General features: G+C 43.5%; 19 protein-coding genes. 15 read left to right on the top strand and 4 right to left on the bottom strand.

What is annotated here, in order from left to right; all coding sequences use genetic code 11:
- The first annotated feature begins 53 nt into the window (after positions 1-53).
- Positions 54-1412 carry a UDP-glucose/GDP-mannose dehydrogenase family protein gene (locus CXF61_RS09875; protein WP_165598089.1) on the top strand — a complete coding sequence of 453 codons (1359 nt, stop codon included), beginning with the start codon at positions 54-56 and terminating at the stop codon, positions 1410-1412.
- A 102-nt stretch (positions 1413-1514) separates the two neighbouring features.
- Here the strand turns inward: CXF61_RS09875 and CXF61_RS09870 are convergent, their stop codons facing one another.
- Entirely contained in the window at positions 1515-3002 is a 1488-nt protein-coding gene (locus CXF61_RS09870; RefSeq protein WP_165598088.1) for a phosphohexomutase domain-containing protein, read from the bottom strand.
- A 138-nt stretch (positions 3003-3140) separates the two neighbouring features.
- On the opposite strand from CXF61_RS09870, the gene mazG reads away from it, so the two are divergent.
- From mazG to yjgA, 8 genes are all read left to right on the top strand, one after another.
- Positions 3141-4007 carry a nucleoside triphosphate pyrophosphohydrolase gene (gene mazG / locus CXF61_RS09865; protein WP_165598087.1) on the top strand — a complete coding sequence of 289 codons (867 nt, stop codon included), beginning with the start codon at positions 3141-3143 and terminating at the stop codon, positions 4005-4007.
- The gene (locus CXF61_RS09860; protein WP_165598086.1) at positions 3991-4365 is read left to right on the top strand and encodes a ComEA family DNA-binding protein; all 375 of its coding nucleotides are present in this window, start codon (positions 3991-3993) and stop codon (positions 4363-4365) included. Before mazG ends, CXF61_RS09860 begins: the two co-directional genes overlap by 17 nt.
- Before the next feature lie 166 nt (positions 4366-4531).
- On the top strand, positions 4532-6745 hold the full coding sequence (gene pcnB / locus CXF61_RS09855; protein WP_165598085.1) for a polynucleotide adenylyltransferase PcnB: 2214 nt from the start codon (positions 4532-4534) through the stop codon (positions 6743-6745).
- 1 nt (position 6746) lies between these two features.
- Positions 6747-7268, top strand: coding sequence for a 2-amino-4-hydroxy-6-hydroxymethyldihydropteridine diphosphokinase (gene folK / locus CXF61_RS09850; RefSeq protein ID WP_165598084.1), 522 nt, complete (start codon positions 6747-6749; stop codon positions 7266-7268).
- A 119-nt stretch (positions 7269-7387) separates the two neighbouring features.
- Entirely contained in the window at positions 7388-8188 is an 801-nt protein-coding gene (gene panB, locus CXF61_RS09845) for a 3-methyl-2-oxobutanoate hydroxymethyltransferase (RefSeq protein WP_165598083.1), read from the top strand.
- Between the two features lie 66 nt (positions 8189-8254).
- Positions 8255-9157, top strand: coding sequence for a pantoate--beta-alanine ligase (gene panC / locus CXF61_RS09840; RefSeq protein ID WP_165598082.1), 903 nt, complete (start codon positions 8255-8257; stop codon positions 9155-9157).
- 51 nt (positions 9158-9208) lie between these two features.
- Positions 9209-10174, top strand: coding sequence for an RNase adapter RapZ (gene rapZ, locus CXF61_RS09835; RefSeq protein WP_165598081.1), 966 nt, complete (start codon positions 9209-9211; stop codon positions 10172-10174).
- Positions 10175-10223: 49 nt separating this feature from the next.
- The gene (gene yjgA, locus CXF61_RS09830; RefSeq protein WP_057757930.1) at positions 10224-10736 is read left to right on the top strand and encodes a ribosome biogenesis factor YjgA; all 513 of its coding nucleotides are present in this window, start codon (positions 10224-10226) and stop codon (positions 10734-10736) included.
- A gap of 183 nt (positions 10737-10919) precedes the next feature.
- On the opposite strand, the gene CXF61_RS09825 is transcribed toward yjgA, so the two are convergent.
- A complete protein-coding gene (locus CXF61_RS09825; RefSeq protein WP_165598080.1) occupies positions 10920-11540 on the bottom strand; it encodes a thiol:disulfide interchange protein DsbA/DsbL in 621 nt (206 codons plus the stop codon).
- A 505-nt stretch (positions 11541-12045) separates the two neighbouring features.
- Here CXF61_RS09825 and ubiG point away from each other — a divergent pair.
- From ubiG to CXF61_RS09800, 5 genes are all read left to right on the top strand, one after another.
- A complete protein-coding gene (gene ubiG / locus CXF61_RS09820; protein WP_165598079.1) occupies positions 12046-12873 on the top strand; it encodes a bifunctional 2-polyprenyl-6-hydroxyphenol methylase/3-demethylubiquinol 3-O-methyltransferase UbiG in 828 nt (275 codons plus the stop codon).
- A 67-nt stretch (positions 12874-12940) separates the two neighbouring features.
- A complete protein-coding gene (locus tag CXF61_RS09815; RefSeq protein ID WP_102093348.1) occupies positions 12941-13651 on the top strand; it encodes an HAD family hydrolase in 711 nt (236 codons plus the stop codon).
- 75 nt (positions 13652-13726) lie between these two features.
- The gene (locus CXF61_RS09810; RefSeq protein ID WP_227526659.1) at positions 13727-14563 is read left to right on the top strand and encodes a YciK family oxidoreductase; all 837 of its coding nucleotides are present in this window, start codon (positions 13727-13729) and stop codon (positions 14561-14563) included.
- A gap of 242 nt (positions 14564-14805) precedes the next feature.
- Positions 14806-15600: a substrate-binding domain-containing protein gene (locus CXF61_RS09805; RefSeq protein WP_025651116.1), complete on the top strand. Its 795-nt coding sequence runs from the start codon at positions 14806-14808 to the stop codon at positions 15598-15600.
- A gap of 177 nt (positions 15601-15777) precedes the next feature.
- Positions 15778-16044, top strand: coding sequence for a DksA/TraR family C4-type zinc finger protein (locus CXF61_RS09800; RefSeq protein WP_101204603.1), 267 nt, complete (start codon positions 15778-15780; stop codon positions 16042-16044).
- A 253-nt stretch (positions 16045-16297) separates the two neighbouring features.
- Here the strand turns inward: CXF61_RS09800 and CXF61_RS09795 are convergent, their stop codons facing one another.
- Positions 16298-17617 (bottom strand): CobW family GTP-binding protein, encoded by a 1320-nt coding sequence (locus CXF61_RS09795; RefSeq protein WP_227526658.1) that lies wholly within the window; start codon positions 17615-17617, stop codon positions 16298-16300.
- A 79-nt stretch (positions 17618-17696) separates the two neighbouring features.
- A complete protein-coding gene (gene ompR, locus CXF61_RS09790; protein WP_057757943.1) occupies positions 17697-18455 on the bottom strand; it encodes an osmolarity response regulator transcription factor OmpR in 759 nt (252 codons plus the stop codon).
- 378 nt (positions 18456-18833) lie between these two features.
- Here ompR and CXF61_RS09785 point away from each other — a divergent pair.
- On the top strand, positions 18834-21374 hold a 2541-nt coding region (locus CXF61_RS09785; RefSeq protein ID WP_165598078.1), incomplete at its 3' end, for a Tex family protein.

Here is a 21374-nt window from a genome sequence, read left to right as displayed (position 1 = left end):
CGTCAATAATATAGGAAAGCACGCTCATGGAGACGGCTTTAGATGGTAGCCATATGAATAAATACAATAATAAGTCTGAACCAAACCAATTAACTGATTCCACAGTTTGTGTGCTTATTGGTCACAGCATAGAGGCAATTACCAGCGCAGTAGTGCTGGCAAGTCTTGGTCAGTGTGTGCATCTTTACGCAGACAAGACGCTACTGACGCAGCAGATACAACAGTATGGTTTTGAGCATCATCTGCAAGCGCTATGGCAAATGTATGAGCAGCAGCAGGTCATTATTAGTAAAGCCTTACCAGCTAGTGCCGATATGCTAATAAAAGGTTATGAAGTAGCTGGTCATAACGAAACTGATGCTCAAAGTAGGGTAATGCTTTATTGGTTGTTTTTAGACAGTATTAAGCCGTCGTGGACAGAAGACAGTTGGATTACCGCTTTTAACCAAAGCCATCAGCAAGCGCTACCTGTGATTATGAGCGGCATTGAGCAATTAGGCCATGTAGCAGGATTGGCTCAGCGTTTACAGCGTGCTTGGGTCTATTATGTGCCATTTGTATTCTTACAAGACGGCGATGCTTATAGCTCAATGTTGAATCCTTCGTTATGGCTACTGGGTGAAAAGACAGCAAGTAGCAGCCAGCACTTGAATGTATTGAAGCCCTTGATGCAGCACGCACGCGCTACTCATCATGCTGATATCGCAACGATAGAGTTTGCTCGCAGTAGTATCATGGCGATGCTAGCGACTAGAGTGAGCTTTATGAATGAGATGTCACGTTTGGCTGATAGTCAAAATGTCGATATCAGTCAAGTCAGTCGTATCATGGGATTGGATGAGCGGGTAGGCAGTAGTTATTTAAAAGCAGGGTGGGGATTCGGTGGTAATACTTTGCCTACCGAGCTGGCTAAATTGCAACAATCAAGCCGTACACACAGTTTGGATATGCCTCTATTACAGTCTATTATGCATATCAATGAAGATCAAAAAGAGCTGATATTCCGTAAATTTTGGCAGTATTTTGATGGCTTTATCGATAATAAAACGGTCATGATTTGGGGCGGTAGTTATAAGTCAGGCTCAGGACGTACCGCTGGTTCAGCTATCCATCCGTTGTTAGCATTACTGTGGTCTTATAATATTCGAACACTGGTTTATAGTGACAAGGCACAGCACGAGCTTGCCGAGTTTTATCAGCAACAACCATTACTTGAGCTGATTACTAGTCCCTATCAACAGCTTTGCGATACCCATGCTATTTTTATTGTTAGTTGGTCACCGCGAGATCAACTAGATATTGGCAAAATCAATCAGCAAGCTATGCCCGTATTTGATGCGCAAAATGCCCTGACACGCTCGCAAATTAATAGCTTAGTAGGTGACTATAGGGGTATTGGTCGAACTAAATAGTTTGGTTTAAGGTTTTCTGTGTATAGAAAAAAGGCTCGCGAATACTCATTAGCGAGCCTTTTTCGACTGACAGTCAGAACTGTTTCTACTGGGTCAATCACTTTATGCTGGTACGGCATCTTGCGTTGCTAACCATTGCTGAATCTCTTGAGTTTTAGCAGCCAGTAACGGTTGATCACCGCGACTTTCGATATTCAATCTGATAAGCGGCTCGGTATTCGATGCACGCAGATTGAAGCGCCATTCGCCAAAATTCAGACTTAAACCATCGAGTATCGATTTAACTGGTTGCTCGTTGCTGAATTTATCTTCAATTGCGCTAATAATTGTTGGTGCGTCATAGGTTGTGAGACGAAAGTTTAGCTCGCCTGAGCTAGGATAGGCAGCAATATAGCCTGTGACCAATTCAGACAGTGTTTTACCAGTGTTAGACAACAGCTCAATGGTCAATAACCATGGAATCATGCCACTATCGCAATAGAAGAAGTCGCGGAAATAGTGATGGGCAGACATTTCACCGCCATATACAGCACCTGAGTCCCGCATGACTTGCTTGATAAATGAGTGTCCAGATTTACTAATGACAGCCCTACCATTATGTTCTTCTATCACTGCTTCGGTATTATAAATTACTCGTGGGTCATAGACGATTGATTCATTCGGGTATTTGTTTAAAAAAGCTTGAGCGAGCATACCGACGATATAGCTACCATCGATAAATTCACCACGTTCATCGAATAGGAAGCAGCGATCAAAGTCACCATCAAAGGCAATGCCAAGATCCGCGTTATTTTCCAAAACGGCTTGCTGGGTAGCCACTCTATTGGCTTCAATCATTGGATTAGGGATGCCGTTAGGGAAGCTACCATCTGGTGTATGATGCAATTTAATCACTTCAATCGGTGCTTCTGCTTGTGCTAACTTATCAATTAATAAATCGACCACAGGACCTGCACTACCATTGCCTGAATTAACGACCAGTTTGAGTGGTTTTAGTTTATCAGTATCAATAAAAGTCATAACATGATCGATGTACGCGCTTTTATCCGTCAATAACTGCAATTTGCCTGATTGATTATCTGTAGTGAACTGCCCAGATTCTGCCAGTGCTTGAATCTCTGCCAACCCATCATCAGCGCTGATTGGTTTTGAATGTTCTTTAACCAGTTTTAGGCCATTATAATTGATAGGGTTATGACTGGCAGTCACTTCGATACCACCTAACGCCTGATAGTGACTGGTGGCAAAATATACTTCTTCGGTACCACTCATGCCCAAATCAATCACATCAACGCCAGCATCCATCATACCAGTGATAGCGGCTTGTTTTAATTGCTCACTAGAGTGGCGAATATCACTACCGATAACGATAGCAGGTTTTAGAGTTGCTATATCATCGGCTTGAGTTTGAGCCGCTGCCTGATAACGTTGATATAAAATCTGTGCAAACGCGCGCCCGATACGGTAGGCAATCTCTTCATCGAGATTGACCCCAAGCTCACCCCGAATGTCATAGGCTTTAAATGAGCTGATAGTAATAGGGTCGAATGTCGCAGTTGGTTGATAGCTGGTGGTCGCAGAAGTGGACATAATGATAAAATTCCTCGCGCATGAGCGGTGGTAAAATGAAGAGGTTAGTAGCACAATTATAAGCCAAGCCGTGTTCAATGATACACTAACTATTAGACGAATCAGCAAACAATACATAAAACGATAAGAGCCGCCCTTATGAGTATTTCAGACAATAAAGTTACCGTGCCTGTACCAGTACAAGGCACACCAGAAGCCACTGGCCAGCTTGATGATTTGTTAGCGTTGATGGCACGACTAAGGACAGATTGTCCGTGGGACAAAAAGCAAACCAACCATAGCCTTATTCCGTATGCCATTGAAGAGGCTTACGAGCTAGGCGAAGCGGTACAAAGCGAAGATGATGAAGACATCAAAGGTGAGCTTGGCGATGTGCTGCTGCAAGTAGTGTTTCATTGTCAGATGTATGCGGAGCAAGGGCGCTTTGATATGAGTGATGTTATCAGCACTTTGCAAGATAAGCTGGTTCGTCGTCATCCACATGTGTTTGAATCCGAAACGCTTAAAGACGATGCAGCAGTAAAAGTACGCTGGGACGAAATCAAGCTTGAGGAGCAGCAGGCACGCGAAGCACGTGGTAAATCAAAGCGTCGCTTAGATCAAGTCAAAGCGGGTAGTGCTTTGATGCAGGCGCAGGATGTACAAAAGCAAGCGTCAAAGTTGGGTTTTGATTGGGAAGGTATTGCAGGTGCCGTAGATAAGCTAGACGAAGAGATTGCTGAGCTCAAGCATGAGCTAACAGATAAGTCTACAATCGAGGTCAAAGCTAACATCAGAGAGGTCGAAAAAGAATTAGGCGACTGTATGTTTGCACTGGTCAATGTCGCACGCAAATTAAACTTGGATGCAGAAGCGGCTACCTTAACCTGCGTGCACAAATTTAAATCTCGCTTTGGTTATATTGAGGAGCAGCTAGAACTCGCTGGCAAGCGTATTGAAGACAGCGATATAATAGAAATGGATGCACTGTGGGAAGCGGCGAAACAACATGAACGCTCATTGTAAATTTTCATTTGCCAGTTTACTGACGACCACCGCTTTTAGTCTCCTATTATCTGTAGTCGCACTCAATAACGCCAACGCAGATCCTTGTTTTGACGACCCTCAGCGTGCTTATGAGTATTTAATCGCAAAAGAAAAAGCTGTTACACAAGCGCGTGAGCAGAAAGTCATCAATATCAATCGAGCCAATGAAGGTGAGCTGGTTTCGTTAGATGGTATCGGCAGCAGTAAAGCGCAGGCGATAATTTTATATCGTGACATGTTTGGCGATTTTAAGACAGTGGGCGAGTTAGCAAAGGTGAAAGGTATCGGTGCAAAAACAGTCGAGAAAAACCAAAGACGTTTAAGTGTGCGCGATTAATAACGGTGTTTTGCATTAATTAACCCCAATATTGACAAAATAGCATGTAAGTAAATGTCATAACACCCCCAGTAGGTCCAAAATTTGTTAAACTAGCGGGTACATCCGCCTGATAAACGCTGTGTTATTCAGGGGTAGTTAAAGAATACCGGCGAGGAGTAGATGCATGGCCGAGCGTGCCGCCAAGCAGTTAGAACTGAACAAATCTGAATTACCCAATTCCATTACTGAAGTGATTGCCACATTGACCCGTGCCGGGTTTGATGCGTATATCGTCGGTGGTGGTGTGCGCGATACTTTATTAGGTCTGCGCCCAAAAGACTTTGATGCCGTCACCGATGCCAAGCCGCATGAGATTAAAGATGTCTTTGGTAAGCGCTGCCGCATTATCGGTCGCCGCTTCCAGTTAGCGCATGTGTATTCAGGTCGCGAGTTGATTGAAGTTGCTACTTTCCGTGGTCCACCAACCAGTGATGCTAATACCAATCAAGATGGTATGATTTTGCGCGACAATGTTTGGGGCGATATCCAACAAGATTTCTCCCGTCGCGATTTCTCTATTAATGCGCTTTATTATCAACCGCTCAAAGGCATCGTTCATGATTTCTGCGGCGCGCTTGATGATATTGATAACAGAATCATTCGTCTATTGGGCAATGCGCCAGTACGTATCGAAGAAGATCCTGTGCGCTTGCTCCGTGCCTTACGTTTCAAAGCCAAGTTAGGTTTTGAATTTGATGAAGCGTTGTCCGAGCAGTTCAATGACGGGAACTGGGCGCTGCTTGAGCAAATATCGCCGCATCGTCTCTATGATGAAACGCAAAAGATGTTTACTGGTGGCTATCTAGTACCCCTGTTGCCATTATTGTTTGAATCAGGTGCGATTGATAGTCTCATTATCTATCCACCGTCTGAGCCAAGTGCTTTAGTCAATCAGGTAGCTATCAATACCGATAAGCGTATTGCAGCGGGCAAGAGTATCAACCCTGCGTTCTTCTATGCTGCCTTACTGTGGGAAAATTACCTACATCAATTAGCAAAAGCTAAGAAACGTAATATGCCGTTTGCCGAAGCGCAAATGCATGCGGCTGGCAAAGTCATCGACCGTCAGCGTATCAAAACCGCTATTCCGAAATTTGCTGAGCAATTTATCCGTGATATCTGGATATTGCAGCCAAAACTTGCAGCTCCGCGTAGCAAACAAATCGTTCAGCTATCTGAGCATCCGCGTTTCCGTGCTGGCTTTGACTTTTTGTTATTGCGTGAGCAATGTGGCGATGCTGAGCATCCGCTATCAGAGTCAACCAACGATATGGGTGACTGGTGGCAGACGTATCAAACCTTGTCTGAACAAGAGCAGCAGCAAGCGATTGATGAATTTGACGAAAATATTCGCCGAGGTGCTTATAAAAAAGGGCAACGTGGGCGCGGACGTAATCGTCAAGAATCAAAAACACAGACTACTGATAACGTAACACCTAATCAGAACAGTACAAAGCAAAATAAAGCCGATGACCGTGCTGAAAAAGGTCGAAGTGATCAAACAATGGTAAATGATTCGTCAAATATTCCAGCTCGCCGCCGCCGCGCTGCCAGCCAACCTAAAGCTGGCCGCAACGACAGTAGCAGACATAACGTGCAGCAAGTAGAGCAAGATAATAACGAGCTTGCTCAGCTACAGCAGTTGTCTCTTGCTAGTAACAAGCAGTCGGCAAGTCAACAGGTGAAGCCTAAGCCATTATTTGTTATCGAGCACGAGAACGTAGTGCCACCATTGCAGAAGCAACTGTCAGCTGATGATACATCGAAGCGCAGCAAAGCACCTGTACGAAAGCAAGCATCAACCAATCAAGATGCACCAAAGCAAGCGGTTAAGTCTGAACGCTCAAATAACGTTCAGCCGTCTAATACTAACCAACCAGAAGCTCAGGCATCAGCTAGTCAGGCTAGACCAGCTCGCTCGATCGCAAGATCACCTGCGTTAGTTAGTATGAATAACGAGCCGATCCCACATAAGCGCCGCCGTCGTCAACCTACTGTGGATAGTGCGAGCAATATCGAAGTACAAGGCAATAGCGATGCGAAGGGCAGTAATGACAAAGCGCAGCCAGCAGCGAAGTATGCGAAAAAAGCGCCTAAGCTTGCAGTTGAATCGATTGATAAAAGCGATACTAAAGTTGTAAAGGAAGTAGATAGCAAAGACGCGACAAAAACCGCTGCACCTGCTAGAGCCAAGAAATCGGTAAAAGCAACTACTGCAAAGGCTGCTAAAGCGAAGCAAGATACGAATGATCAGATGCCTGTTATAAAAGCAACTGATAACAAAGGCCCTGTACCATCGAAGCGCCGCCGCCGTCAGCCTAGTACTGAAAGTGCATAATATGGATAACAGTACAGATAATAGTAACTGGGTTACCTGTTATGTGGGCTTGGGTAGCAACCTCGCTAATGAGCTGGGTTCGCCTACCGATCATTTGCAGCATGCGCTTGTAGTAATGCGAGCACATGAGCAGGTACGTGAAGTAAGTGTATCTTCTTTTTACGCTTCAGCACCGATGGGTCCACAAGACCAGCCAGATTTTGTCAATGCAGTGGCTGGTTTTGAGACAACGTTTGACCCTTATGAGCTGCTTGCTTTTTGTCAACAGTTAGAGAGCATGGCCAAGCGAGCACGTTTGCGCCGTTGGGGCGAACGTAGTCTAGATGTTGATATTTTGCTATACGGTGAGAAACAGATTATTGATCCAATACTGACAATACCGCACGCTGGTTTAAGTGAGCGCAATTTTGTCTTAATACCACTGCGAGAGATGTCACCACACTTAACCATCGCCGGTAAGTCGATAAGTGACTATTCACAAAGTCGCGATTGGACAGGTTTAACATTACTATCAAGCGATTGATTATAAATAACTAATGCTAAGTAACAGGTGATTGGGGTATTGGTCTAAGACTTCTCGATCATAGCTCTGATAGTAGCAATATCGATAATCAAAGGCATTGCAGATTAATTGAGGGTCATATGACAACATTATCTACTCTAAATAAGTTTAAAAAAGAAGGTACCAAGTTCACTTGCTTGACCTGTTATGACTCGATGTTTGCACGAATGATGGAAAAAGCCGAAATTGATACGATTTTAATTGGGGATAGCTTGGGCATGGTTGTACAAGGCCATGACTCGACACTACCTGTGACAGTCAATGATATGGCTTATCACACCGCCAATATTGCCCGTAGTAACAAACACGCGCTGATATTGGCTGACCTACCGTTTATGAGTTATGTGACACTACCAGAAGCCGTTGCTAATAGCCGCACACTAATGCAAGCAGGGGCGCATGTCGTAAAAATCGAAGGTGGTAGCGAGCTGTGTGAATTGGTAACGACCTTGGCGCAAGCAGGTACACCAACTTGTGTGCATCTTGGTTTGACTCCGCAATCAGTCAACGTGTTTGGTGGCTATAAAATTCAAGGTCGCGGTGATGAAGCGGCTGATAAACTGCTTGCTGATGCCAAAGCAGTTGTAGCCGCTGGCGCTGCATTACTAGTACTAGAATGTGTTCCAGCCGCGCTTGCAAAAGCCGTTACTGAAGCCGTTGCCGTGCCAGTTATCGGTATTGGTGCTGGAGCCGATACTGATGGTCAGGTATTGGTTATGCACGATATGCTAGGTATGGCGCATGGCCGAGTCCCACGTTTTATCCATGATTTTTTAACAGATGAGCGTAATAGCGCTCACAGTATCGAAGGTGCTTTTGCGCTCTATCAGCAGTCAGTACGCGAAGGTAGCTTCCCGACTGAGCAGCACCAATTTAGCTGATTTTGAAGTTATCAAAGTTATTTAAGCTATTGAACAACAGAACGTTTGAATAGAAGAAAAGTAATCATGTCTCCAATTATTTATCATGATATCTCGTCATTACGTGAAGCGCTTCAGCCTTATCGTGGCCAGCAACGTGACAAACAAGGCCGTCAGCAGCGCATTGCGCTAGTACCAACGATGGGTAATCTGCATGACGGTCATTTTGAGCTGGTAAGAATTGCCAAGCAGCATGCAGATGTAGTGGTGGTCAGTATCTTTGTTAACCCTACTCAGTTTGGCGTTGGGGAAGATTTTGACAGCTATCCGCGTACGCTAGATGCAGATGTGGCTAAGCTTGCGACAGTGAATGCAGATTATGTGTTTGCACCTAGCATTGATGCAATGTATCCAGTATTACCACCACCTACTGCTGTGTTGGCAGGGGTTGTTGCCAATCAGTTATGTGGTCAATCACGTCCTGGACACTTTGATGGTGTTGGTATTGTTGTCGCTAAATTATTCAATATCGTACAACCAGATGTGGCAGTATTTGGACAAAAAGACTATCAGCAGCTTGCTATCATTAAGCAGTTGGTACGTGACTTGAGTTATCCTATTAATATCATTGGTGCGCCTATTGTTCGTGCTGATGATGGCTTAGCGCTATCATCGCGCAATCAATACTTAAGTGCAAATGAGCGTCAAGCTGCCCCTGTATTACATCAAGCATTGCAAGAATTAGCGCAGAGTTTGAAAAGTACGGCTCTTAGTCAGCAAGTATTTGATAAGCTATTAGTAGAGACGCGGACACGTATCAGTGACGCAGGTTTTATTATTGATTATCTAGAAATAAAGACTGAGGAGTTAGGTTCTGTCGTAAGTGACTCTACAACCTTTAATATAGAAAACAAAAACATCGTTATTTTAGTCGCAGCATGGCTAGGAAAAGCGCGCTTGTTAGACAATCAGTTGGTAGTGGTAAATTAGCTTTTATGACATAGCAGTAGACTAGTTACAATAGACTTGGATGAGTAGATCATGGGTGTAAGTCAGGATCAAAATAGTAATGCAGCAGCAACGATAGCGGATCAGACGTCTACGAATAAGCTCAGTATATTGGTGGTCTCAGGGCGTTCAGGCTCTGGTAAAACCTCAGTATTGAATATCTTAGAAGATCTAGGCTATTACTCTATTGATAATCTACCGCTGTCTTTGTTACCTAATGCTGCTCATAAACTGGTTAATGAAAGCGGCATTCATCGTATTGCGCTGGGTGTCGATATTCGAACGCCACGTGCTGATTTATCTAACTTTGCAGTAACGTATGCTTCTCTCAAGGAGACTTACGGGTCTCATGCGGTACAGATTTTATATGTGACTGCACAAGAGAGTACGCTGATAGCTCGTTTCAATGCGACGCGACGCGTACATCCGCTAATGTCACAAGATATCGATAGTGATAACGCTAAGCATATTGCCTTTAATTTACCCGCTGCTATCAAAAAAGAAGTTGAGCTATTAGAGCCAATTGCTGGTCATGCTGATATTAGGATTGATACCAGTAGCCTAAATATCCATCAGTTAAAAGACAGTTTGCGTGAACACATAGGCATGGACAATCAGATTGTCATCAATCTACTGTCTTTTGGTTTTAAATACGGTAGCCCTATCGATGCTGACTTTGTATTCGATGTTAGAATTTTACCGAATCCGCATTGGAACCCTGAGTTACGTGACTCGACAGGTCTGGATACTGAGGTAGGCGCATTCTTCTCAGATTATCCAGAAGTAGCAGAAATGATGGGTGATATTGATAAGTTTTTGACCCGTTGGCTACCAGAGTTTTTGCACAATAATCGTCATACGGTCACGGTTGCCATAGGCTGTACGGGCGGCAAACATCGCTCTGTTTTTATCACTGATCATCTACAACGCCGCCTTGCTGAGGCCATGCCTAAAGGCGTGAAGGTATTGGCAAAACACCGCGAAAAAAGTCGTTGGTAATGATATCAGACACTATTTAATTTATTAATTATTATTTTGGAAAGCTTTTATGATTGACTGGAAAGAACAGGATATGCGCGTCTCGCGCACAGAACTCAAAAAAGCCCATGAGCGCTTACAGCAGTTATCTATACCGCTTGCTAGCTTATCGAAAAAACAGCTAAAAGCCTTACCTGCCAGTGATTATTTTATGGCGGAGCTAATGGCACTTGCTGATATTACCAGTGCCAATGCCCGCAATCGTCAGACCAAACGTGTTGGCAAGCTGATGATTGAAGAGAATCGCCATGAGCTGATAAAGGCGTTATTTGATGCCTTCTTTCCTAAAGAGCAAGTCTCAAAAATAGAGAGCTGGTACGAGCGTCTAAATATCAATGATGAAGGTACGCTCAAGCAGTTTGTGAAGCAATATAAAGCTTCTGAGCACCACAGTATGTATCAGTTGCTGTTGTGGATAGAATATGCCAAACATATGCAAGACGATGAGTTGCTGGCAGAATCTAAAGCAGATTTAGCGAGTTATATTCGTGAAGTGGCTATTTTGTCGCAGCTGAAAAAATAATACCTACACCAAGCTAGAAGGTTATTAATTGAAAGATTATTAGTTGACAGGTTAGTAGTTAGAAAATGAATAGCTAAAATGTTAAGATGCAAAAAAGCCAATCAGTTTATGATTGGCTTTTTTATGCACGACATACAGATATGCTGTACGTCATGTGAGTTATTCAAGTGCTTATTACTCGAATTATTTCTTTTCAGCACGGGCTTTGTCGACCAAGTAGTCGACGACTTTAGGTACTTTAGCACTCTCACCAGTGACTACATATTTGCCTTGCACCACCACAGCTGGTACGCCAGAAAGCTGATAACGTTTAGCGCCTTCTTGTGAGCGACCAATTTTTGTACCAACAGCGAATGAGTTATATAGGCTGTTAAATTTCTTTTCATCAACGCCTTTTGACGCGTACCATTTGCTCAATGATGATTGATCAAACAGTTTTTTACCATCTTTGTGGATAGCATCAAATAATGCAGAATGAGTTTTGTCTTCGAACCCTAAAAGCTGAGCCGCATAAAAACCGCGTGCATTGGCTTCCCAAACAGGGTTAAGTGCCGCTGGTGTTTTGAAGAATACGACATCTTTGTCTTTGGTTTTTGCCCATTTTTCCATGTGCGGGTTAAGCGCATTACAATGTGGGCAACCATACCAAAAGAACTCACGAACAATGATAGCATCACCGCTGATTTTTTCTGGGTTGTCTAGCACACGGTAATCTTTTCCAGCGACATAATCTGCAGCTTGTGCGCCCATAGAGGCAAGTCCAATGGCCATGGCTAGACCAGTCAGTGTGATGACACGTTTCATACTTTATCCTTGAGGTGTGGAGACTTAGAATGGGTTAAGAGGTTGGTGTCTATATGGTTGTTAAACATGTGACACTTCAAAATATATAGCTTTTAAAGCGTCTAAACCAGACAGTGTCGAGTATAATCGAACAATAGCAAAGTATCGACTATGATAACGTAAAATGTATGTACTTGTGAATCGCATTCTTAACCGATAGTTGTAAAGCTGTTAGCTATTATTTAAGGTATATTGCTTGTTACTTTCTGAACCTACTGTTTCTCAAACGTCTGCTTTATTTCTATATAGGATTTAAGAGATTCAAAAGTATCAGAATGCGATATTGTCACAAGGATACGTATCTTTTCTATATCAAGATACTGCCCAAAAAACAGGGTAAAGTTTAAGCCTATTCACAATCGCTGACGATGTGCTTACGACAAAACTGCTACTCTCATGCTAATATTAAGCACATAATCGTGCACTGTAAACGATAATAACGATAGTGACAATCAAGGAATATACCATGAGCTCAGCTTTAAATTCTTCATCAACTTCAAATGATCAAAATAATAATAGCGCTTTCAATAGTACAGAGTCTAACACCATCAACGTGGATCCTAGCGAAGTCGAAAAATTTAATAACTTGGCGAGTGAGTGGTGGAGCAACACAGGGGCGTTTGCAACGCTACACGAGATCAATCCATTACGTTTAAACTGGATAGAAGAAAACGTCAAACGTGGCTATCAAAACGATGCTAATAAAACCACTGAGCAAGGACTTTCTGGCAAAAAAGTACTCGACGTAGGGTGCGGCGGCGGAATATTGTCAGAATCTATGGCACGCCGCGGTGCTGATGTGACAGGAATTGATTTAGGTACAGAAAACCTAAAAGCTGCTGCGTTACATGCAGAGCAAAGCCAGTTAGAGAATACGCTTCGCTATCAGCATATACCTGTTGAAGAGTTAGCAAAAACACATGCTGGTCAGTTTGATGTAGTGACTTGTATGGAGATGCTAGAGCACGTGCCAGATCCTAGCTCGATTGTGCAAGCTTGTTATGAGTTGCTGGCTCCTGGCGGCGTCTGTGTACTATCAACGATTAATCGCAATCCTAAGTCTTATCTGTTTGCCATCGTTGGTGCAGAGTATGTACTGCGGTTGCTTGATCGCGGCACCCATGACTATGCCAAATTTGTTACGCCAGCAGAATTAGACAAAATGGCACTCAATACTGGATTTGTTCGTCAGGATATTATCGGTTTGCATTATAATCCGCTGACCAAACGCTACTGGCTTGCCCAAAACGTCGATGTTAATTATATGATAGCCGTACAAAAGCCACTGGTTTAATGCTGCACGCAGCCATTTATTTGCCATACTTTCACTAAACACGTCATCAATTTCAAGAGCATTCACTATGACCCAATTTGTAAAAGCTGTTTTATTTGACCTTGATGGGACATTAATCGATACTGCTGCTGATTTTGTTCGTATCATTGGTAAAATGAGTCTCGAAAATGATTGGCAGGCACCGCCTGAAGCGGAAATCCGAGAGCAAGTCTCTGCGGGCGCCTCAGCTATGGTGCAATTGATGCTAAGACATAACAATCAACTCGAAGTCAGCGAAGAAGCGTTGCTTGAGTTTCGTCAGCAGTTCTTAGATGATTATGAAGCAGATATCTGTGTCGATAGCTGCGTGTTTCAGGCGCTTGAAGCGGTACTGACTGAACTTGAAGCAAAGGGCGTGCCTTGGGGTATCGTTACCAACAAGCCACGTTATTTAGCCGAAAAGCTATTAAGTGAGATGCAACTGGATCAACGCTGTGCGGTTTTGGTCTGTCCAGATGACGTATCACGTACCAAACCAGACCCAGAGCCAATGTACATGGCGCTAGAAAAACTCGGTATTCCGCGAGGGGCTGCAGGCTGCGTACTTTATGTCGGTGACCATGTACGTGATATTGAAGCTGGCAACGCTGCTGGCATGCCAACGATTTTGGCCGCTTATGGATATATTCCACCTGAAGATCAAAAGTCTTTGAAAAAATGGGGCGCCGACTATATTACGGATACGCCTGAGCAGCTAAATAAATTGCTGCTATCGTCTGGTAAGTTTGAGTATTTATAGACTGCTATATATCACCAGATTTACAACCATAAGCACATATCCTCAACGATTTAATGATAAGTAGTGAGTAATGCCATGAGTGACAATAATAATCAACCAGTCGATCCACAAGACAATAAAAAAACGGTTCAAAGTCCTATTCAGCCTTTGACTCATGATGATATTCGTAGCTTTGTACCGTCAAGTAACTGCTTAGATGGTAAGACTATTTTGGTGACTGGTGCGGGGGATGGTATTGGCCGTGTTGCCGCATTGACCTATGCGCGTTATGGCGCCACTGTCTTATTGTTAGGACGCACTAGTAGCAAGCTTGAATATGTCTACGATGAGATTGAAAGCCTTGGAGGTAAGCAGCCTGCTATGTTGCCGATGAATCTAGAAGGGGCAACTTACGCCGAAATGCAGCAGCTCGAAGGGCTAATCAATAAAGAAGTCGGCCAGTTAGATGGTATCTTACATAATGCTGGTGTATTAGGACAACTGACGCCGCTTGAGATGTATGACGTCGATACTTTTGCCCAAGTGATGAAAGTAAATTTCACAGCGACTTTTATGCTGACTCAAGCGCTATTGCCACTATTAAAAGATGCTGATCATGGTTCTGTTGTTTTCACCTCTAGCACTGTAGGTACACATCCTCGCGCATTTTGGGGAGCTTATGCACTCTCCAAACAAGCAGTAGAAGGTATGAGTGATATCTTTACTCAAGAGACGCAAAACACGACCAACTTGCGATTTAATTGTATCAATCCGGGTGGTATCCGCACCAACATGCGTGCTCATGCTTATCCAGGAGAAAATCCCATGAGTTTAAAAACGCCGGAAGACATCATGTCAGCCTACGTCTGCTTGATGAGTAACGAAAGTATTGGTGTACGCGGGCAAGTGGTTGAGCTACAGCCAAAAGATTAAGAGGTGTTACTTAAACTTGCATGAATACAAAGCGTAAAAGTAATTTGGGTAGCTATAGTTGATACTAAATGAAATAGATGCGTCGTACTAGGATGCGAAACTGGTATAAATTTTCTTTAGTTGCTTGATGTGCTAATAGAAGCTACAAAAAATATATACCAACAGCAAGATATCTGTTTTATAGTAAATACGACTCTGTTTTTTGTCAAAACTACCAATGATTTTTACTTAGGATAATACTTATGAATAAGTCCATTGCTGCTGCATGTGTGCTGCTAAGTTGTACTTCAGCTTTTGCGCAAACCACGCTTTTTGATCCTTCCATCGAGCACAATCCTCAGGATGGTGTCATAAAGCTGTATGGAGCAGGTGGCCCACATACCGCTTTAAGAAAAGTGGCAGATGTCTGGGAAAAGCAAGGTGGTACCAAGGTAGAATTAATAGCAGGACCTGAAGACAAATGGTCGGCTGACGCTCAAGCTGATGCCGATGCTCTGTGGGGAACTTCTGAGCAATCAATGACTGCATTTCTTGAGACATACGAAACTTTTGATCATGAAAAAGTTGAACCCATTTATATCCGACCAGCAATCATAGCTGTACAAAAAGGAAATCCTAAAAATATACGTAGCTTTGATGATTTATTAGCTAAGGGGATTAAAATAGTTGTGACCGAAGGTAAAGGAACATATAACACTTCGGGTACTGGAGTTTGGGAGGATCTCGCAGGACGCAAAGGAAGCTTAAACGATATTGCTCGTTTTCGAGATAATATAGTAGCGTATTCTTTAGGATCTGGAGCCAGTTTTAAAGCATTTAAAGATGAAAAAGCAGATGCTTGGATAACTTGGCCGAATTGGCCGCTTAATAATTCCAAAGATATGGACATGGTTAGTATAGATAAGGATCGAGCTATCTGGCGTGATTTAAACATCGTTGTATCACCAAAAGCTGATCCTCAAACAAAAGATTTTCTTAACTTTTTAATCACTAAAAAAGGACAAAAAATCATGAAAACAGAAGGGTGGCAACGCTGAGTAGAAGGTTTTAGGCATACACTCTTAAAAAGTAAATACCCTAAATATAATTCTCACTAATCGTTCAAACACATTTGTTATTTGCATATTGTAATTAGCAATAACCACCCCATCTATTTGTTATTAAAGAATTTATCTATAAAGCAATGATCATTAAAAAATAAATAGGATGGGATTATGGCAGGTGGTTGGTCAAGAGATGGTGCTGAGCACGAACAAATGGATGCAACGGTAAATGATGCATTGGAGCGAGCGCGACGTTCGTTACCGACAGGTGTAAGTGCTGAGCTGTGTGACGAATGTGGTAAGCCTATTCCAGAGGCAAGGCGACTGGCAGTGCCCGGGATTCAGCACTGCGTTAGCTGTCAGACGGAGCTTGAACAAGAAGCAAAAGCAGCCGAGCTATTTAATCGTCGTGGTAGTAAAGACAGTCAATTGCGTTAAAAAATAGTTAGGGCGTGTCCTCAATTCAATCGATAGTCATCTAAATGGGTTAAAAATGGCTAAATCTTGCCAAACGGCGTCAAATAGCTGACTAATATCTCGATATTATCTGCGCTATTTTCCTTGTTTGACTGCGATTTATCTCATGTTTATCACCATTTTTAAAATGAGGACACGCCCTAGTTGCGTTGAAAAATGAAAGGGCGGACATGGCTAGATAAAATAGCAATGCCTGCCCTTTTTATGCTTATTGCTATATAACCAGTGCCATCAGTTCGCGATCGCACTCTTCCCAATCTATCAATAGTGATGACGCTTTGGCATCATTCTCAGTTTCTGATTTTCCTGTAGCTTTATCGACAGCATGTGTATCGGCAGTATTGTCTAATTGCAAAATAATTTCCAATCGACTATCCGTCTGTGGGTCAATGGTTTTGGTGGTTAGACTACCAGGGTTAAAATTGATCTGCATCCAGCCATCAGAAGTATGTACCACGCCTTTGATACGTTGCCAGTTTGGCAATGCTAACAACCAATTCTGTAAATCGTCAGCGTTTAGTATGTAGTGAGCGGGTAGGCGCCATCCAGCCAATTGAAAATCTTGCTGCTCTTCATGGTAGCGATAGGGCAGATCACTATCAGCACTGGTCTGAGGATTGGCCTGAGCCTCGGTCTCATCGGTAGATGAACTCGATGATGGCACAGTTGCTAAAGAGCTAGCTTGAGACTGTAAACCAATCATCGATTTTTTAGGATTAGAGATACTGACTTTTCGTTGATTCGAAATGATAGAGCTAGGCTGATTCAGTTGGTCGTTTAACGTTTTAGAGTATGCATCTGCTACAAGACCATCTGCTACAAGACCATCTGATGAATGAACGTCTGATGAATGAACGTCTGATGAATGAACGTCTGATGAATGAACGTCTGATGAATGAACGTCTGATGAGTTAGTTGTCTTAGATGTCGTTAGTCCTGATGCTGCCCAAATAATTTTTACTTGTGAATTTAGCTTGGTTATCCATTCTACCAAGACCTGTTTTTCGCTAATATTTAATTGGGTATAACGATTGATTATCAGCACATCGGCATCACGGACATGCGCTTGAAAACCATCATGATCACGATACTTAATCTGTTGCCACTGCTCGCCACTCATTACAGTTATCACAGCATTCATCTTTAGAGCAGTTTGCCAATACGGCGCACTGAGTTGTAGTATCAGCTCACGTGGATGAGCCAACCCTGTGGGCTCAATGAGTAATCGCTGTGGATGATGCTCACTGAGCAGACGACTGATTGTAATTTGTAAGGGTAGCTGACTGGTGCAGCAAATACAGCCACCACTGACCTCACGAATGGCGATATTTTTTTGCTCAAGATCGTTATCTTGGGAGCTTGCTAGGAGTGCGCCATCAATACCGATACGGCCAAACTCATTGATTAAGAGAGCCCAGCGCTCGTCATCAGGTTTCGAGGCCAGTAACTGATTAATCACGGTGGTTTTGCCAGCACCTAAAAACCCTGTCACTAACGTGCAGGGTATGTTTTGAAAAATAATTGGGTTTTTCACAAAAAGGCTCATCATATTGGCACGTGTTTGTGAATAAACAAACACGGCCTATATTAAAAAAAATTAGATCAGTCAAAAGTTATTCACTTTTGATGGTTTCTACCTCAGCTTCATCAGGAACGAACACATAACCAACGCCCCAGACGGTCTGGATATAACGCGCTTGTGAAGGGTTGTCCTCAATCAGGCGACGTAGACGTGATACTTGGACGTCGATAGAACGCTCCATCGCACCCCATTCACGACCACGGGCAAGGTTCATTAACTTATCGCGGGTCAGCGGCTCACGTGGATGCTGTACGAGTGCTTTTAGTACTGAAAACTCACCTGTTGTCAAAGTGACTACGTTACCATCGCGTTTGAGCGTCCGAGTCGATAAATCTAGTGTCCATGGACCAAACTCGACTACTTCCATTTGATGACTTGGCGCACCTGGCAACTCACGGTTTTGACGACGCAACACCGCTTTGATACGCGCCAATAGCTCTTTTGGGTTAAATGGTTTAGGCAGGTAATCATCTGCACCCGCTTCTAGACCTGCAATACGGTCAGCATCTCCACCCTTAGCAGTCAGCATAATGATAGGAATATCTGCATTGTCTTCACGCAGACGCTTACAGATACTGATACCGTCTTCGCCTGGTAGCATCAAATCGAGCACGACTAAAGAGAAAAGCTCACGTTGCATGAGTTTGTCCATCTGACTGCCGTCATGAGCGGTACGAACGACAAAACCGTCGTCTTCTAGGAAGCGTTGCAACAAAGAGCGCAGACGAGCGTCATCATCGACGACTAAAATACGCTGAGTCAACGTGTCAGGGCTGTTGTTATCAGTCATACAGGCATCCTTTTATAAAAATTATTGTTATCAGAAACTACAAGTAAATAGCTATGAGCAAAAACACTGCCATTAATTATCATTATTTAATTATTGGTTACGAATAAGCACTTCATAAAATTAAAAACTATTGTTCAATATGTCAGCACATATCAATATTTGTGTTATTGATACTTTAGTGTATAAGATTGCACCGAGAATTGCATCACCCATGATAATAAATGCTGTATGCGTTTGTTTAACAAGTCCATAGGATGTGTGATATAGAAAGATTTGCGTCCTAAAATGCGCAATAAATAACGAAAAGATAAAAAGGATTTTTATTCATGCAGCTTTTGCTATAATGCAAAGCTACATTTCTCAACGATTGATACGTATATGAGTAGCACTGATACCTTAACGTCATCTCAAACCTCGACAAATGCACAGGTTTTAGATGCAACCACACACGCGAATATTCACGACAAGCTTGCTCGCGCGCTTGGCATTAAGACTGCTCAAGTCAATGCGTTTGTCAAACTTTATGATGAAGGCGCGACGGTTCCTTTTATTGCGCGTTACCGCAAAGAAAAGACTCAGAATCTTGATGATGCGCAGCTGCGTGCTTTAGAGAAGTCTCTTAATTATGAGCGTGACATGGCAACACGTCGCCTCAAAATTACTGAGCTGTTAAGCACACAGGGCAATCTGACTGACGAGCTACAGACGCGTATCGATAATGCGACGTCTAAGCTTGAGCTTGAAGATATCTATCTGCCATATCGTCCGCGTCGTCGTTCACCTGCTGCCAAAGCTCGTGCCGCTGGTCTTGATACTGCTGCTCAAGCGGTCTTGACCCAAGAAATCACTCCGACGGATGCCTTGGCTGATTATCAAGTCCAGTCAAGTATCACTGATGACAGTGGTAATGAAATCGAGGTTGATTTTAGCGATATTGAAAAACAACTCGCTGGCGTACAAGCGATTATCGTTGATGAGTGGACACAAGCATTGGGTTTGTTGGACAATTTACGCAGTGGTTTTGCCAAAACTGCCAGTATCGTATCGAGCGTTGCGAGCGAAGAAAAGCGCGAAGTTGGCGAAAAATTCAAAGACTACTTTGAGCATAGCGAAAGCCTTGCTCGACTGCCAAATCATCGCCTATTAGCAATGTTGCGCGGTCGTCAAGAAAATGTCTTGGGTCTAAAAATTGAAGGCGAAGACGCACCATTTATCGAAAAAATCATCAGTCATTTCGATGTCGATGCTAAAGCACCAGCAGCCCGCTGTGAGTTTTTATCAGAGGCAGCCAGTAGCTTGTGGAAAGACAAATGGCGTCCGCATATCGAGCACCGCTTGTTAACTGAAAAGCGCCTAGCTGCAGAAGCGGATGCGATTGATGTGTTCGCTAGCAACTTACAGCATTTGCTAATGTCTGCACCTGCAGGTCCTAAAGTGATCTTAGGTGTCGATCCTGGTATCCGTCATGGCGTAAAAATGGCCATCGTTGATGCGCAAGGTCATGTCATGTCAGATAGTGAAGAGAAACCTGTTATTGCGACGGTTTATCCGTTTGCACCTGACAACAAAATGACTGAAGCCAAAAAAATCATCGATGAGCTATTAAGCACTTACAACGTTGATTTGGTCGCCATCGGCAACGGTACGGCAAGTCGCGAAACCGATGCAATGATCAAAGAGATTCTAGCCGCGAACGATGCACTCAAAGCCAAAGCCGTCATTGTGAATGAGTCAGGCGCGTCGGTCTATTCTGCCAGTGAGCTTGCCAGTGATGAGCTTGCTAATCTAGATGTGTCTGTGCGCGGCGCGGTTTCTATCGCACGTCGCTTGCAAGATCCATTGTCAGAGCTCGTTAAAGTGGATCCAAAAGCCATTGGTGTGGGTCAATATCAGCATGACGTCAATCAAAACCAGCTTGCAGATAGCCTTGATAAAGTCACTCAAGACAGCGTAAACGCGGTTGGCGTTGATGTAAATACGGCGAGCCCAGCTATCTTGGCTCATATCGCTGGTCTTAACCGCAATGTGGCGCAGCAAATCGTCACTTATCGCAAAGAGCACGGTGCATTTGATAGCCGTGAAGCGCTTAAAAACGTCCCACGTCTGGGTGCTAAGACATTTGAGCAAGCAGCTGGTTTCTTGCGTATTCATAATGGTAGCAATCCATTAGATGCTACTGGTGTGCATCCAGAGAGCTATGCATTGGTCGATAGCTTACTCGCACAAGCGGGCAAGCCGTTGTCAGAAGTTATCGGTAATGATGGCGTGTTAAATACGATTGATACGACTACACTGGCTGCTAACGACGATAATGTCAGCGTAAAAGCGATTATCGAAGAGCTAGCTAAACCTGCTCGCGATCCTCGTCCTGAGTTTAAAACGGCCAATTTCCGTGATGACGTCAATAGTATTAAAGATTTGAGCGAAGGCATGACCTTAGAAGGGGTAGTCACCAACGTAACGGCCTTTGGCTGTTTCGTTGATGTTGGTGTCCATCAGGATGGTTTGGTACATATCTCGCAGATGGCCAATGACTTTGTCGCAGATCCTATGAACCGTGTCAAACCTGGCGATATCGTTTCGGTTCGTGTTATCTCTATCGATGAAAAACGTGGTCGTATCGGATTTAGCATGAAACCTGAATCTGAAAAACCTGTCCGTACGGCTGCCAAGTCTACGACAGCTAGTACAGATGGTGAGAAAACCAGTCGTCCACGCAATAATAACGCAAATAGTGACCGTCCAAATAATAGCCGTCCAGCTGCTGACAAACGTCCGTCTAAGCCACGTGGCAAGCGTCAGGATAAAGACAACGCGAGCAATCGTAGTAAGCCAGTAAAAAATGATAAAGCTGAAGCCCCAAGTAAAATGGGTACACTTGGTGCCTTATTACAAAAAGCTGGCGTGACTAAAAATAAG

It is taken from the genome of Psychrobacter sp. 4Dc (genome assembly GCF_002836715.1).
GTDB lineage: Bacteria > Pseudomonadota > Gammaproteobacteria > Pseudomonadales > Moraxellaceae > Psychrobacter.
This window is presented reverse-complemented; position numbering and strand designations above follow the sequence as displayed.